Annotated in this window: 17 protein-coding genes and 2 tRNA genes; 12 read left to right on the forward strand and 7 right to left on the reverse strand. The window is 40.7% G+C overall.

Going from position 1 to position 15,142, the window contains the following annotated elements; translation table 11 throughout:
* The first annotated feature begins 34 nt into the window (after positions 1 to 34).
* Together TAO_RS02525 and TAO_RS02530 are read left to right on the forward strand one after the other, a co-directional pair.
* Entirely contained in the window at positions 35 to 1,315 is a 1,281-nt protein-coding gene (locus tag TAO_RS02525; protein WP_096526470.1) for a cytochrome P450, read from the forward strand.
* A gap of 40 nt (positions 1,316 to 1,355) precedes the next feature.
* Positions 1,356 to 2,612 (forward strand): cytochrome P450, encoded by a 1,257-nt coding sequence (locus TAO_RS02530; RefSeq protein ID WP_172419048.1) that lies wholly within the window; start codon positions 1,356 to 1,358, stop codon positions 2,610 to 2,612.
* 130 nt (positions 2,613 to 2,742) lie between these two features.
* Here the strand turns inward: TAO_RS02530 and TAO_RS02535 are convergent, their stop codons facing one another.
* Together TAO_RS02535 and TAO_RS02540 are read right to left on the reverse strand one after the other, a co-directional pair.
* On the reverse strand, positions 2,743 to 3,186 hold the full coding sequence (locus TAO_RS02535; RefSeq protein WP_197702508.1) for a carboxymuconolactone decarboxylase family protein: 444 nt from the start codon (positions 3,184 to 3,186) through the stop codon (positions 2,743 to 2,745).
* 8 nt (positions 3,187 to 3,194) lie between these two features.
* Positions 3,195 to 3,629, reverse strand: a complete 435-nt coding sequence (locus tag TAO_RS02540; RefSeq protein WP_096526472.1) for a cupin domain-containing protein — start codon at positions 3,627 to 3,629, stop codon at positions 3,195 to 3,197.
* A 296-nt stretch (positions 3,630 to 3,925) separates the two neighbouring features.
* Between TAO_RS02540 and TAO_RS09555 the strand changes: the two genes are divergently transcribed.
* From TAO_RS09555 to xth, 7 genes are all read left to right on the forward strand, one after another.
* Positions 3,926 to 4,225 carry a hypothetical protein gene (locus TAO_RS09555; RefSeq protein ID WP_145955140.1) on the forward strand — a complete coding sequence of 100 codons (300 nt, stop codon included), beginning with the start codon at positions 3,926 to 3,928 and terminating at the stop codon, positions 4,223 to 4,225.
* Positions 4,226 to 4,265: 40 nt separating this feature from the next.
* Positions 4,266 to 4,526, forward strand: coding sequence for a hypothetical protein (locus TAO_RS02545; RefSeq protein ID WP_231910549.1), 261 nt, complete (start codon positions 4,266 to 4,268; stop codon positions 4,524 to 4,526).
* Between the two features lie 79 nt (positions 4,527 to 4,605).
* Positions 4,606 to 5,988: a COG3014 family protein gene (locus TAO_RS02550; protein ID WP_096526473.1), complete on the forward strand. Its 1,383-nt coding sequence runs from the start codon at positions 4,606 to 4,608 to the stop codon at positions 5,986 to 5,988.
* Position 5,989: 1 nt separating this feature from the next.
* Positions 5,990 to 6,379: a YcfL family protein gene (locus tag TAO_RS02555; protein ID WP_197702509.1), complete on the forward strand. Its 390-nt coding sequence runs from the start codon at positions 5,990 to 5,992 to the stop codon at positions 6,377 to 6,379.
* A 16-nt stretch (positions 6,380 to 6,395) separates the two neighbouring features.
* Complete coding sequence (gene lpoB / locus TAO_RS02560) at positions 6,396 to 6,986, forward strand: penicillin-binding protein activator LpoB (RefSeq protein ID WP_096526475.1); 591 nt, start codon at positions 6,396 to 6,398, stop codon at positions 6,984 to 6,986.
* 45 nt (positions 6,987 to 7,031) lie between these two features.
* The gene (locus TAO_RS02565) at positions 7,032 to 8,333 is read left to right on the forward strand and encodes a CsgG/HfaB family protein (protein WP_096526476.1); all 1,302 of its coding nucleotides are present in this window, start codon (positions 7,032 to 7,034) and stop codon (positions 8,331 to 8,333) included.
* A 61-nt stretch (positions 8,334 to 8,394) separates the two neighbouring features.
* Positions 8,395 to 9,168 (forward strand): exodeoxyribonuclease III, encoded by a 774-nt coding sequence (gene xth / locus TAO_RS02570; protein WP_096526477.1) that lies wholly within the window; start codon positions 8,395 to 8,397, stop codon positions 9,166 to 9,168.
* 153 nt (positions 9,169 to 9,321) lie between these two features.
* Here the strand turns inward: xth and smbP are convergent, their stop codons facing one another.
* Positions 9,322 to 9,633, reverse strand: coding sequence for a small metal-binding protein SmbP (smbP, locus tag TAO_RS02575; RefSeq protein ID WP_096526478.1), 312 nt, complete (start codon positions 9,631 to 9,633; stop codon positions 9,322 to 9,324).
* Between the two features lie 414 nt (positions 9,634 to 10,047).
* Here smbP and TAO_RS02580 point away from each other — a divergent pair, with 414 nt between their 5' ends.
* The 3 genes from TAO_RS02580 (at position 10,048) to TAO_RS02590 (ending at position 13,415) form a co-directional block, all read left to right on the forward strand.
* The gene (locus TAO_RS02580; RefSeq protein ID WP_231910550.1) at positions 10,048 to 11,238 is read left to right on the forward strand and encodes a tetratricopeptide repeat protein; all 1,191 of its coding nucleotides are present in this window, start codon (positions 10,048 to 10,050) and stop codon (positions 11,236 to 11,238) included.
* Positions 11,239 to 11,320: 82 nt separating this feature from the next.
* Positions 11,321 to 12,784 (forward strand): 4-hydroxy-3-polyprenylbenzoate decarboxylase, encoded by a 1,464-nt coding sequence (ubiD, locus tag TAO_RS02585; RefSeq protein WP_096526479.1) that lies wholly within the window; start codon positions 11,321 to 11,323, stop codon positions 12,782 to 12,784.
* A gap of 343 nt (positions 12,785 to 13,127) precedes the next feature.
* The gene (locus tag TAO_RS02590) at positions 13,128 to 13,415 is read left to right on the forward strand and encodes a PilZ domain-containing protein (RefSeq protein ID WP_096526480.1); all 288 of its coding nucleotides are present in this window, start codon (positions 13,128 to 13,130) and stop codon (positions 13,413 to 13,415) included.
* Positions 13,416 to 13,478: 63 nt separating this feature from the next.
* Here TAO_RS02590 and TAO_RS02595 read toward each other — a convergent pair whose 3' ends face one another.
* From TAO_RS02595 to TAO_RS02610, 4 genes are all read right to left on the reverse strand, one after another.
* Complete coding sequence (locus TAO_RS02595) at positions 13,479 to 13,715, reverse strand: hypothetical protein (protein WP_096526481.1); 237 nt, start codon at positions 13,713 to 13,715, stop codon at positions 13,479 to 13,481.
* Between the two features lie 93 nt (positions 13,716 to 13,808).
* Positions 13,809 to 13,885: transfer RNA gene (locus TAO_RS02600), tRNA-Arg, on the reverse strand.
* 255 nt (positions 13,886 to 14,140) lie between these two features.
* Positions 14,141 to 14,216 (reverse strand) — tRNA-Ala (locus TAO_RS02605).
* Between the two features lie 125 nt (positions 14,217 to 14,341).
* Positions 14,342 to 14,632 carry a flagellar biosynthesis anti-sigma factor FlgM gene (locus TAO_RS02610; protein WP_096526482.1) on the reverse strand — a complete coding sequence of 97 codons (291 nt, stop codon included), beginning with the start codon at positions 14,630 to 14,632 and terminating at the stop codon, positions 14,342 to 14,344.
* Positions 14,633 to 15,142 lie beyond the last annotated feature (510 nt).

The following is a 15,142-nucleotide window of genomic DNA, read 5'->3' on the forward strand; positions in this document are numbered from 1 at the left end:
TCGGAGAAATAAAGAATATGATAGGCGTTTGAGGATGGATTTTGAGGATAGCTCCAAATTTTCCATACAATTACTATCAACACTACCGAGTACTTCAGCCATGGATATCCCAACCCTAAGTGTAAAAGACATGGAAGAGATGAAGACAGATCCTCATAGTGTGTATCGGAAATACCGAAATATGTACCCCGTTGTTTTTAATGAGAAAGGAAGCTATGCTGTGCTGCGTCACGCTGATGTCCAATGTTTGAGCAAAGATCCAAGATTGTGCGCTATTGAGACCATTTACCCAGAGATGTTCGGGGTCACTTCCGGGGCTTTATTCAGCTTTTTTGAACAAGGTATGCTGACTACTAATGGCGAATCCCATCGCCGCCGCCGATCTCCTTTTACAAAATTATCTTTACGCCAGACGGTGGAGGATATGCGCCCAGTTGTGCGTCAGACTGCCAATGATCTCATTGATTCTTGGTATGAAAACGGGCAGGTGGAATTTATTGAAGGATTTTCGGCTCAGCTCCCATCATGCATCATCGGCGATTTTCTTGGTTTACCCAGAGCGGATACTTCCTATTTTTCTAAGCTGACCCATGAGATGGGGAAATTTCTTAATATTGGTGTCAGCTCGGATGAGGTTTCCAATGCCAAGTCGGCAGCCTCAGATTTAAAGGACTATATTGAGCAGAAAATTATAGAGCGGCGTAAGAATCCGCGCGATGATTATCTTTCTGTTTTTTTGAAAGCTAACGATGAATCAAGCCAGCTCTCCCAGCTTGAATTCGTATTTCAGATAATGGTGCTTATTATTGGGGGTACGGATACAACTCGCACTACTATTGCTATAACAATTGCCTTATTACTACAGTATCCAGAGCAATGGAAGGCAGTCTGTCAAGATCCAAGATTAATTCCTAACGCAGTAGCAGAATCAATGCGCTATGAGCCAGTTGTTTCTGCTATTGCTCGCAAGACCTTAGAGGTTATCAATATTGATGGTGCGATTATCCCGGCTAATGCGCTGGTGAGTCTTTCAACTATGTCAGCGATGCGAGATAAACAGGTATATGATCGTCCAGATATTTTTGATATTTACCGAGAAAAGCGGGATCGGGTGCATCCGATTTTTGGAGCAGGTGTTCACCGATGTCTTGGAGAGGCTCTTGCACGTATCGAGCTAGAAGAGGCGTTGGCAGTATTTTCGGTACGGATACCCCATGTTCAGCTAAATTATCAGCCAATGATTAGTGGTAATACAGGGGCTCTTCGTCGAATTGATAGCATGGAACTTTCTTGGTCTAACCAGAATAGCCTTTAGAGATCGCTGCTTATAATATATGTATGATAGGAGTTTAAGAATGAATTTTGAAGATAGCTCTAAACTTTCCATACAATCACCGCCGAGTACCTCAGCCATAGGTATCCCAACCGTAAGTATAGAAGACAAGGAAGAGATGAAGACAGATCCCCATGGCGTGCTGCGGAAATACCGAAATATGTACCCCGTTGTGTTTGATGAGAAAGGAGGATATATCGTATTGCGTCACGCTGATGTCCAATATTTGGGCAAAGATCCAAGGCTGTGCTCTACTGAGACCGATTTCCCAGAGGCGCGCGGGGTTACCTCTGGAGCTTTATTTCAGGGCTATGAACAAGGTATGCTGACTGCCAACGGTGAAACCCACCGCCGTCGCCGATCTCCTTTTACAAAATTATCTTTACGCCAGACGGTGGAGGATATGCGCCCAGTTGTGCGTCAGACTGCCAATGATCTCATTGATTCTTGGTATGAAAACGGGCAGGTGGAATTTATTGAAGGATTTTCGGCCCAGCTCCCGCCGCGAATCATCGGTGATTTTATTGGGTTGCCCAGATCTGATGTTCCTTATTTTTCTAAGCTAGCCCATGAGATAGGGAAATTTCTTAATTTTGATGTCAGTTCAGATGAAATTTCCAATGCCAAGTCGGCAGCTTCAGATTTAAAGGACTATATTGAGCAGAAAATCATAGAGCGGCGTAAGAATCCGCGTGATGACTTTCTGTCTACTTTTTTAGCAGCTAATGACGAATCAGGTCAGCTCTCTGAGCTTGAGCTTGAGAATCAGATAAGACAGCTTATTATCGGTGGCACGGATACAACTCGGGCTGCCATTGCCATAGAAATTGCTTTATTACTCCAACACCCAGAGCAGTGGAAGGCAGTCTGTCAAGATCCGGAGCTTATTCCTAATGCAGTAGCAGAGTCGATGCGCTATGAGCCGATGGCTGCTGGTATTCTTCGTAGAACTTTAGAAGATATTAACGTTGACGGTGCAATCATCCCAGCTAATGTGCCAGTTATTCTTTCGATTATGTCAGCGATGCGGGATGAGCGAGTATATGATCACCCAGATATATTTGATATTTATCGAGAGAAGCAGGATCGGGTTCACCCTGGTTTTGGTGCGGGCGTTCACCGATGTCTTGGAGAAGCCCTTGCGCGACTTGAGTTAGAAGAGGCGCTTGCAGCACTTTCAGCACGGATACCCCATGTTCAGCTAAACTGTCAGCCAATGATTATTAATCATGCCGGTATTCGTCGAATTGATAGTATGGAACTTTCTTGGGCAAACTAATCTTTTGGTATTTTGGATAAATTATTTAAAAAACATGAAGCTTAACTGAAAGTAAACAATCTAAAGAACGCACCATTATACAGTTGCATGAGACTTAGCTGCTTGGCGATTGATTTAGCTTGTTTATTTATTAGTTTTCTCGATCAGGAAGGCGCTGCAAACTAACAGCAATACGATTCCACATATTCATCATTGAGATTATTAAGGTGAGGTCTACTATTTGTTGCTCTGAATAGTGCTGTTGTAGTGTTTTGTAGACGTTATCAGGCGCTCGGGTAGCAGAGATATGGCTGAGTGACTCTGCCCACGCAAGGGCAGCGCATTCGGCTTCATTGAAAAATGATGATTCCCGCCATACGGTTAAACAATCCAGGCGTTGTTGATCTTCTCCCGCTTCACGTGCTTGCCGTGAATGTATATTAACACAGTAGGCACAGCCGTTGATTTGAGAGATCCGAAGCTCAATGAGTGCCCACAATTTTTTATCAATCGAAGTGATGTATTGATTGGCAGAGGACAGCGCTTTGATAGCATCAGGGTTAAGCTGGTGATAATTGATTCTTTTAATCACCATAGATTATTTTATTTTTCCATAATGGTGAGCTGTTTTTCATCTTTTTTAGTAAAGAGCATGGCGAGGAATTTGACGGGTTTATCAGTACTCCCATTTCCAGAAACTAAATGGATGCCGCCTGCAGGTTCAAAAAAACTTTCTCCTTGATGATAGATCTTGAGGGGTTGGCCTGTAACTTCAGATTTGAGTGCACCTTCAAGCACATAGACAAAAACAGCGCCTGTATGGTGATGAGGCGGGGTGCTATTACCGGGTGGGTAGGTAAGTTCGAGCACGGTTATCTGGGATTCTCTGCCTTCAATTTTCGCGGCTAATGCTTGGGTGAGTAAAGTTTTTTTTATGATTTCATGGTGGGTATTGGCATCAATGGTCTTTTCTTCTCCGTAAGCTATAGAGGCAATCCCAAAGGTCGCGTAAATAATTCCTAGGATAAATATTTTCATATATTTCTCTGTTGTTTAAATTTGGTGACTATTTTTAGACCTTAGCGTAAAAATTGAAGGTTAGTCAAATCTGCCTATATCAGCATAGATTAAATCTATATAGGCTAAGTTTAATGGTAATACTATAGGCTATACTAATGGATAATTATGAACGATTATTTCATTACTAAAGCTTATTTTTAATTGATCCTTAGAGATAAACATGGAGGGTAATAATAGGTATATCTACAGGGTTAAAATAAGTTTATTGAGTATCTCACTGTAATTGATGGACTCTTAACAGAGAGGCTATAGCGATGAAAATACTTATTTCAATTACGTTAATGATTTTTTCCTCTGCCCTTATAGCTGAAACGGCTATTCCAAGCGGTAAACCTATAAAAAATTTTAGCGGTAGCGGCTTTGATCCTAGCTCCAGCATGAACGCTTATAAGCGTTACGGGACTCCTTATAGTGATGATTTACCAAAAGATCCCTATGGGCGGTTTGGTACTCCTTATAGCCAGGATTTGATTAATAAGCCCTATGGGCGATATGGCAGTCCTTATAACTCTGGCTCGAGTAGTCCTTATCAAAGATACAGTCCCGAAAGGTAGCAGTAGGCAATATTATAAACCGAGGATCTTAATCACCCGTATGATTGAGGAAATTTATACAGCATTTAAAGAAGCAGGGATCAGTGATGAGAGGGCTAAAAGTGTTGCTAAGGCGCTTACAAACTCTGGAGATGAGTTTGATGACCCAGATTTAGAGTGGGAAATAGCCTATCGTCGTTTTAATGAAATCAATAAATGGGTGAAAAAAATTAAAGATACCCAAACGTTACTACAGTGGCTGGTGGGATTTAATTTGGTATTAACTATGGTTACGCTATTCTTGTTATTACGAGGCGGTTAGTACATTGAGCAAAAATACTCCAGTATAAAACGGTGAATCTTAGAGCAGCTTAATCTTAATTTTAATAATTAATAACTAAATGATTAGGCTGGAGGTTTATGGACAGGGGCTAGGGTGTGCTCTTTGCTGGCTGCTTCTGTTATTTTTGCTCTCAGGTTGCTCGACAGTACCTTTTTTTTCGCCTCCCTACCCGCAACAAGCACAGGTATGGAGAGAGGCGCTATATCAAAGCCAGGATAAACGGGTGCTAGAGAAGATTAGCCGGCAAACTAGGAAGAAGGATCGGCTCCTCTACACGTTAGAGGCTGGGCGTGTAGCCCAAATTATGGGTTATTATGGCGATAGCGAGAAGTGGTTCCAGCAGGCCGCTGACCTTTATGAAAAAAATGATGAAGCTGCGCGTATCCGTGTTTCTAGCTTGAGCCAATCAGTAACTGCAATAGCGATAAATGATAATTTTATCCATTATCAAGCTCAGCCTTATGAGCGAATCTTAAGCTATACTTTTCAGGCATTAAATTATCTTGCCCAAGGTGATATTGTAGGTGCCGCTGTAGAGTTTCGCCGCGTAGACTATACTCAACGCCAGCAAGAATTAGATCACCAAAAACAAATTACTAAAGCAGAAGAAAAAAACAAAGGTAAGGATAGTGTTGGTATTAATGAATATGAGGGTTATTTCTCTGGTCTCAACAGCGCTGCCGCTTTAGTACGTTCCGGCATTCAGAATGCGTATAGTTATTATCTGGCTGCTGCTTTTTGGGAAGGACAGGGGCTATATAATGATGCACTGGTGGATTATAAACAGGCACTACAGATTTTGCCTGATTCCGATTTTATTAAAGCCGATGTTCAGCGAGCATCGCATAAACTAAATGGCCAAGTTAATAAAAATGGCCTGCTGATTATAGCGCTGGAGCAAGGTTTTGTCCCCACCAAAGAACCGGTAAGGATTCCAATACCTACCGATCAAGGGATTGTGATCATTAATTTCCCTGTCTACCAAATAAACCGTTTATCTGATCCGCTGCCTATGCAGGTAAAAGTCAATAAGGATGAGATCACTACTCAACCATTGATAAATGTGGGTGCTATTGCTGCCCATGCACTGAAAGAACAACTATCAAGTATCATAGCCCGCCAGATTGCTAGGACAGCAGCTAAATATACTATTCAGAGAGAAGTTAATGAGAGTCTAGGGTTACTGGGTAGCTATGCAATACAATTATACAATTTTGTCTCTGAGCAGGCTGATCTACGCAGTTGGATGACATTACCGGCTAATAGCCAAGTAGCCCGCCTTGAGCTGGCTGCCGGTACCTATGAGGTTGGATTGTCGTTATCGGGTAGCCATGCCAATTTGGTAGTGCCGATATCAGTACAAGGGGTTACTTTGTTGAGAGTGATTGACCTAGGGGGACGTCTGATCACCCAGACTATGCCCATTAATGGAGGAAGCTAAGATGAAACAGATATGGGCGGTATTATTAGCGCTAGTATTATTGGCAGGTTGTTCAGCCAGCAATATGGCGCGGCTGGAATCGCAGAATGGTGAGATAAAGACAGTGGTACACTCTAACAATCTCTTACTATCATCCCGGTTAGCTATTAAAAACATTATTATCAGCCAAGTGGGCGATTTGATGAAAGCCCAAGCTACGCTGGAAAATCGTTGGAAATTTCGGCTAGATTTTCAATACCAATTTAAATGGTTTGATAAGAACGGTTTTGAGATAGCCCCTGAGAGGTCGCCTTGGCAGCAACTGGTCATGCCTGGACGTACCCAAGCAAACGTACAGGCATTAGCGCCGAACTCCAGCGCTATGCGCTTTGAAATCTGGGCTCAGGAATAATAAGGGGAGGAAATAGATGATACGCCTGATAAGTGTTGCCCTTCTGATAGCTAATATGGTGTTGACAAGCTGTACTCACGTAGATTACGGCAATGCTCAGGAGCGGGAAACGGTCAATACAGATTTTGGCTCTAGTGATTTACAGATGATTTCCACCAAAATGGTTGATGATCTATTGAGCTTCCCCCCGATTGTGAAAATTACTAGTGATCGCCGCCCGGTAGTATTTGTGGACAATATAAAAAATAAGACAATGCAGCATATTGATACTGAGTCCATTACCGATACTATCCAGAGCAAGTTGATCAATTCGGGTAAATTCCGTTTTGTGGATATGACGGTAGTAGATAATGTACGTAAGCAATTTGATTATCAAATGAGTAGCAGTATAGTAAATCCAGCGACTGCGGTACAAATGGGTCATCAAATTGGAGCTGAGTTTATGCTTTATGGAAACCTGTCTGAGATTGCTAAATCTTCAGGTTCTACCAAGGATGTATACTATAAATTCACGTTAAAATTCATGAATTTGCAGAGCGGTATTATTGAGTGGAGTAATGAGAAAGAGATCCGTAAGACGAAAACACGCTCTCTATTTGGTCTGTAAGTAGATAGAAAAATCAGCGCTAACAATAATATTAGTTATTATAAAATGTCCATAAAGCAAGGGGTAGGGTTATTGGTGTTATTGCTGGGTATCTGGATAGATTATGCACCGGCTGTCTCTAATAGCGTAACGGAAATAGCCCAAGGTTTTGGCGCTACGCCTCAAGAGGCTACTAGTGATGGACTGGTGAATGCTGCCCGTCAAGCTATAGGGGTAGCATTAGAGGTGAACCCTGATTTCCGCCAGCAGACTATGGATTGGGTGATCCAGCAGAATTATAACGGTAATGTGATTACTCAGCGTTGGAATAACCTGCCGCAGCCTCGTTTGCCTACTTTGGCGGGTATCGAAAGCTATCGTGTACTGAGTCTAAAACAAACCAATAAGCTTTGGCAGGTAGAAATAGAGGCTAGGATCGCTAAGAATCGCGCTCTACGTCCTCAGCAGAGTGCCCTTTTTAGCTTGGTAGTGTTGCCATTTACCACTCGGACGACCAGTTACGAGCTGCACCAGCCAGTGAGCGCTATAGAGATAAGCGAGCGGCTACGCAATGCCCTTGTGCAAAGTTTTACTTTGAGTGGCCAAGTACGGGTACTGGATCGCATTGAGCAGCAGGCGCGTATTGCAGAGCAAATGCAGTCCATGGGGTCGCTTGATGCCACTGAGCGGGCTAAACTTGGGCATCAACTAGGGGCAGATCTACTACTTGCGGGTCAGATTGATCGTTTCCAGCTAGGGTATAGCGGCGCTAGTTATTATGGTAGTGAGAACACTTCGCTAATGCTCAATATTTACCTTCATTATCGGCTTATTGACGCAACTACAGGTGATATCCTATTGGCTGATATCTTAAATTATAATCCTCCCGCTAATCGGCTAGTTTTTGCTTTGCGGCAACAGATGGGCGTTGGAATCAGTATGTTAGGTGATCCAGAGCGGTTAAGTGAGATCATCTATCCCGATGTGGCGCGAGCTATAGCTAATCCGGTGCTTAATCAGATTTTTCCCTTGCAGGTGCTGAAGATAGATGGCGCTGATAGTATCTTTGTAAGCCAAGGTAAGGGGCGTCTTACTATAGGTGATACCTTAATGGCTGTGAACACCAGCCAGATTAAGGATCCGCAGACCAATGCTAATATTAATGCTCAACAAGTTACTGGTTTGCGCCTGAATGTAACTCAAGTGGCCCCAGGCTATGCTATTACTCAGCTTAGCCAAGGAGAAGTAAACGCTATTAAACTAGGCATGGAGCTCGTTGTTATCCAACCTACAATGATGGGAGTTTTTAGTTTTCCTATCCGTCCAATGACTCCTGGATCCTCTGAAACTCCTATTAACTGGGATTAAAATAACAAAATCTAGCTTTGTTTGCGCTCATGATTTCAAAGGAAAAACTGATTTTTAAGAGATGAAACAGCTAAAAATTACTACCTGGAATATTAATTCTTTACGTGTGCGGTTACCTCAAGTATTAGACTGGCTTAAGGTTCATCAGCCAGATGTTTTAGCGCTTCAGGAAACAAAGGTAGTTAATGATAAATTTCCTCAAGAAGCGTTTGCAAAGATAGGTTATCATGCATGGTATTCGGGTCAAAAGACTTATAATGGAGTGGCTATCCTTAGTCGAGAAGAGCTTCAGAATATCATTACTGATCTTCCTAATTTGGAAGATCCTCAGCGACGTATTTTAGGCGCTACTTTAGGGGATATCAGGCTACTTAATCTATATGTTCCTAATGGGGGAGATCTGGAATCAGAGAAATATAGTTATAAATTAAATTGGCTAGAAAGGGTAAAGGATTATCTACAGAAATCCTTAGTTAAGTATCCTCGGTTTATCGTTCTAGGGGATTTTAATATCGCTCCGGAAGATCAAGACGTCTATGATCCAGAAATATGGTACGAAAATATACTTTGTAGTACCCGAGAGCGAAAGGCATTAAAAAATATTCTTAATTTAGGATTTTATGATAGTTTTCGCTTATTTGATCAAGAACAAATGTCTTTTAGTTGGTGGAATTATCGACAGGGTGCTTTTCGCCGTAATCATGGGTTACGTATTGATCTTATTCTAATTAGTAAGGATTTGATATCTAATTGCAAGAAAGCTGTTATTGACAAAGAACCGCGCCGCTTAAAGCAGCCTTCTGATCACGCTCCTATGACGAGCTTTTTTACCTAAATTTAAAGCTTTATATATATCTATCTTTAAGGTGGGAAATGAATTAACTAACGGATCTAGATTACTGTGGACTTAATAAAGTTAGAACCATGTAAATAGGAAACGGCGGGTGAAAAACAGCCCACCGTTTTTTAATTAACTAGTATAATAATCTTATCGGGCTGCGTTTAAGTGTTTTAAAGCTTCTAGGGCAGATCCTTTTGCTACTTCAGCATGCCCCTCTTGACCATGCTTAATAGCATCTTCTAAGTTCTTAATAGCAGCTTCAATATGCGCTCTAGCTTCTTCTGCATACACCTTTGCCGTTTGCGCCTTAGCAACAGTTTCTATTGCGCTTTTAGCTTTGGCTGCAGCTTGGGCATTTTGTATGGCTGTTCCTAGCTGTTGATTTGAAGCAGCGAATGTATAAAAAGAGGTAAAGGTTAGGATGATACCCGCCACTAAGCTCGTTAGTTTTATATTCATTATTTAATATCCTCTATTGTTATTTTACTACCTTAAAACTTGCAGCTAAAACTGGTTGAAGTTTTAACTTTAGCTGATTTACTATAACTATAATACTTTATGCAATATCTATATCATTAAGAATTCCTAACTATATATTAAAATTATTTCTTTATGTCAATAAAAACTTAGATTATATATTTTTTCATTGATTTAGCATTATATTTTATTTCTAAGTCTTTGGATAAATTAAATAATGACTCTATTATAATTTATTTAGTGCTCCTTTTTTGCGAACAAGAGTATCCTTACTACCAAATTATATTTGGTGTTTCTGATCCATTAGACCTCTCTGTACCCATTATACAGCGCTTCTTATTATACTGTAGTTGGAGCAAGGTATTTTGCTGTAATTGAAGCAAGGCGCGGTACTCAATGGATATGAATAAGGGCGATCACAGCGAGATAGGAGAGTTTATACCTATTGAAACTAGCCGCTATCAGCAAAACTTTGAGGCAACGGGGGATCTCCTCAATGAAGCTGCTGATGAAAAAGCAAAAAAACTTGATAAGATACGCAAGGATGTGGAGAAACTTACAGAGGAAACTATCAACAGTTTTCGGCTTGCAGGTGATGTTTATAGTAATAATTGTTTTTTTGATCGCGCTTTAGCTGCTTATAAACGCGCCTTAGAGTATACCTCGGAAAAGTTAGATCCTCATTTGTGGGCAGCGATAATCACCCAAATTGGAAAAGCATACTATGAGCTAGGTATCCGTAGTGAAGAACCTGAATTGAGCTATTATTTATCAGCAGCCGTAGACTCGTATCAGCAGGCATTAAAGATACAGGAACGCGAAGAATTGCTTCAAGACTGGGCGCGAACATGGTCTCAGTTAGGGGGGATTTTACGCGAGCAGGGAATTCGATTAGGCGGGGAAGAAGGACGGCAACTGCTAACTAAGGCTGTTGCTGCTTGTCAGCAAGTATTGGAAGTACAAACACTTAAGGCTTTCCCTTGGATCTGGACTCAAGCGCAACAAAATTTGGCCTATGCTTATTTAGCGCTTGGAGAATGGCTTAAGGCGGCTACCTATCTTTCCCAATTACTTCAAATATATCCTGATAATGAAGAAGCCTATTATACGGCTATCCTTCTCTACCATGAGCGGTTATTTGCGTTTGAAGAAGCGTTTCTCCTGAGCCAGAAATGGCTAGATTTACATCCTGATGATTTAGAATCTCAAAGTCAGTTTGTCGAACAAAACTTTACTACAAGCCGTTTTGCCGAGAGTATTGAATATCTTACCGTGCTGTTGATGAATCCAGTGCTTGAAATTCAGGTGAGAGTTCCTTTACAAGCTTTTGAGGTGGCCGCTTTGTTAATTCTGGATTTAAATAAAAGTGCTACAGAGAAATTCAGATCTTTATATAGAACTATTGCTAGTCAGTCAGAAAATTTTTCGCTTGAATGGACATTTATAGGTACCAAGCATTTTATTGCTCAGAGTAAACAGTTGTTATCCTATCGTTCTTGGCTGTTAAATTTATTTACGGCTTTAGAAGAAAAAAATCGGGAAGCTATCCTAATACACCTTAAGGAAGATATACCTGCTCATTTTTGAGCTTAAAGTTAAAGAAAGATCCTCACCCTCATGAGTGTTTGATGCCTATTAATTGTAATTATACATGGATGCGTAATTTACTATGAAATATAAAGATTTACGTGATTTTATCAGCCAACTAGAAGTAGAGGGAGAGCTAAAACGAATTACTATAGAGGTAGATCCCCACCTAGAGATGACTGAGATCTGTGATCGGGTACTCCGCTCTGAAGGACCGGCTTTATTATTTGAACACCCTAAGGGATCCTCAATGCCAGTGCTGGGTAACTTATTTGGTACTCCACGGCGAGTAGCTCTAGGTATGGGAGAGGAGTCGGTATCAGCCTTACGGGAGGTGGGTAAATTATTAGCTTTTCTTAAAGAACCTAATCCGCCTAAAGGTATAAAAGATGCATGGAAAACCCTGCCTATTTTTAGAAAAGTGCTGGATATGGCACCTAAAATAGTACATTCCGCGCCTTGCCAGGAAATAGTGCTTGAAAACTTTCAGGTGGATCTTGGCCAGTTTCCTATTCAGACTTGTTGGCCTGAGGATGTCGCCCCTTTAATTACTTGGGGCTTAGTGGTGACTAAGGGCCCCTATAAGGATCGGCAAAATATGGGCATCTATCGACAGCAAGTATTAGGTTCTAATCAAGTGATTATGCGTTGGTTAGCTCATCGAGGGGGGGCACTCGATTTCCAATCTTGGCAGCAAGCCTACCCAGGTAAGCCATTTCCAATAGCGGTGGTTTTAGGTGCCGATCCAGCGACTATTCTTGGCGCAGTAACGCCCATCCCTGATACGCTATCTGAGTATGCCTTTGCTGGGCTACTACGGGGATCAAAAACTGAGCTAGTTCGTTGCCTTGGTAGTGAGTTGCAAGTTCCAGCGAGCGCTGAGATTGTATTGGAGGGTTACTTAAAATCAGGGGAGGAGGCTGCTGAAGGTCCTTTTGGGGATCATACGGGATATTATAATGAGATAGAGCGTTTTCCTGTATTTACCATTGAACGTCTGACTCATCGGCGTAATCCTATTTATCATAGCACTTATACAGGGCGACCACCGGATGAGCCCGCTATTCTAGGGGTAGCGCTTAATGAGGTTTTTGTTCCTATTCTACAGAAGCAATTCCCAGAGGTAAGCGATTTTTATTTACCTCCCGAAGGGTGTTCTTACCGTATGGCGGTAGTGACGATAAAAAAGCAATACCCAGGGCATGCTAAACGAGTAATGCTGGGAGTATGGTCATTTCTGCGTCAGTTTATGTATACCAAATTTGTGATTGTCACTGATGATGACATAAATGCTAGGGATTGGAAGGATGTCATTTGGGCTATGACTACCCGCATGGATCCGGCCCGAGACTGCGTAATAATCGAGAATACGCCCATTGACTACTTGGATTTTGCTTCTCCAATACCGGGTTTAGGATCTAAGATCGGTTTTGACGCCACTCATAAATGGAAAGGTGAAACCCAACGTGAATGGGGGCGACCGATTACTATGGATAAGGCAATTAAGCAAAAGGTTGATGAGATATGGGATCATTTAGGATTGTAAATAGTATTCTTTCGGCTATGTTATAGCTGTTTCTGTAGCTTAATTAATAGCACAATCTATCGGTATTACTTTTGACAGAGTATTTTTTAGCCGCTTTCGTAGCTACCGAACTAGAAGTTAGCCGCTCTAGATGAGGTTATTTTCTATTAAATATGTAAAAATTTTTTACAAAACTGTTAAGATAATTTACAGATGCAGGTTATAATTGGGGGTTATTTATAAAGTAACTATTTGAAAAATATATAAATAATTATAGTGGCCTATTATTTGCTTAATATTTTTATAGAGTAGTAGATGTTTTATAATTATTTAAGCAATTAATTATTTTGGGGGTAACCTAACAATGTCATGCCTTCTTAATAGAAAAATAGAACGCCGCCGCAACCCACGGAGGCAAGCGGAAGGGGCTACAGTGTATTTATCTTGGCTAGGGCAAAAACGATGCCACTGTCAAGTTATAGATCTAAGTGTAACTGGGGTGCTGGTTAAAGTAGGATCGCTAGGTATTCCTGATGGCGAGCTTATAAAATTAGTGTTTGCACTGCCGTTTAATTCCTTAATTAAAGTTCATTATTTATCAGCTGTTGTAGTGCATCGGTCCGAAATGGGAATCGGATTGAAATTTCAATAAGAATTAGCGCTCTCCTAGAAAGATAAATTATAGTAATTTAGAGCTAAAGAACAGGTTGTGTACTTATTCTTGGTAAGGTTGCCCGTCAACTTTAATCAGCATATCTAAGCGGGTACTTTTACCTGAATCTAGTAACACAAACTCTTCTTTATTTTTAGTATAAATATCTACGATAGTGTCTAAAATTTCGACAACCTCGCTATGGGTTGTTCGATAAGCGATTTGACATGGTTTACGAAATGTGGCTAGTATTTCGAGATGATCATGAAGATCGCAGCTTATGGGTATATAATCAGTCATGGCTATAGATCCTTGATTAAGAAATTTGAAGTAGCTATTTGGTTATTTCTCTAAGAATTTTATGACTTACGTAAGTTCGTGCATTATTGAAATTGGTGCCCCGAACACGATTTGAACGTGTGACCTTCCCCTTAGGAGGGGGATGCTCTATCCAGCTGAGCTACCGGGGCTGATATTTCTTAAAGAAAAGTTTTTATAATAGTTATTTTTAAGCCTTGCTTCGTTTGCTTAGGTAAAATCTTCTGCCTCTGCAGTAGTTGTTTATCCTTAGATACCTTGCTAAGGATAGCATTGCCCTCTATTTATAGAAATAAATAATAATTGATGCAAGATTAAGGCTGATTTAAGAGTTCCTCAGCCAATCTAAAATATTTACTGATGAGTTGAACTAAGCGTTATTTTTAGCCAACTTCATTTATTCAGGCTGGTGGAGCCGAGGAGGATCGAACTCCTGACCTTCGCATTGCGAACGCGACGCTCTCCCAACTGAGCTACGACCCCATTTATTTTAAACTTCAGATTCTACTCTGAAAAATATGAAGAGTCACGTATGCTAGGCTAAAACGAGTAGCTTATGAAAGTTAACGCAGTCTTTCCTAGAATGCCCTTTCGATTATCTTAGATAGCTATTTAGTCAGATCAAGTTCTAGGGCAATAAATTTATCAGCAATACGCTTAGAATCAATTTCATATTTGCCTTCTAGGAGTAGCTGTTTAATGTATTCAATTTTTTGGTTATTTATCGCAAGCGCATCCATTGAGGATAAACCTTCCGTTTTTTTAATCTGTATAGTTCCCTTAACTAGGTTCATAGCTTTCTCGGCTGAGCTAGTGGGGTTATTAGGATTAATTCTTTCTAATTGTTCTCCAGTAGTGATATTAACATAGTTAGATGAATTAGCGACTTTTGTAAGCATTATAGAGCTCTCCGGTTGATATAGTTATGATCATCTATAATCCTTAGAATTAATTATTACCTATAATAGTAGCAGTAATTATTTTTTTGGCTATAAATTACTTGAATAAGTATTTTTAATATGAATGTATTTTGTCGGTGATATTTTTATTATAAGCTGATAGAACGTAGACTAAGCTAAGGATCTTTTTAGGTTATCGGCAAAAGGCTAGATTTTTTGAATAAATATTATCAAGAGCGTGGTAGATATACGTTATTGACATCCTTCCGACTCTATAAGGATGAGAATTCCCGCTTCATGGGACCCAGCCTGTAGCTCAAAGAGTTACTATGCCGTAGTTTTGCTAGTACTTCTAACCTTGGCAGCTTTAGGAATTTGCCTAGACCAACGTATATTATAAGAACGCCGACGTTTCATAGATGAAATATTTGTAACACCTGCACCTTATATTATCGCCTAATTTACTTAATACTAATTAACGAATTGGGCTAGGTTTTATAGCGGGTTGGA

The sequence above is a fragment of the Candidatus Nitrosoglobus terrae genome, assembly GCF_002356115.1.
GTDB classification, from domain to species: domain Bacteria; phylum Pseudomonadota; class Gammaproteobacteria; order Nitrosococcales; family Nitrosococcaceae; genus Nitrosoglobus; species Nitrosoglobus terrae.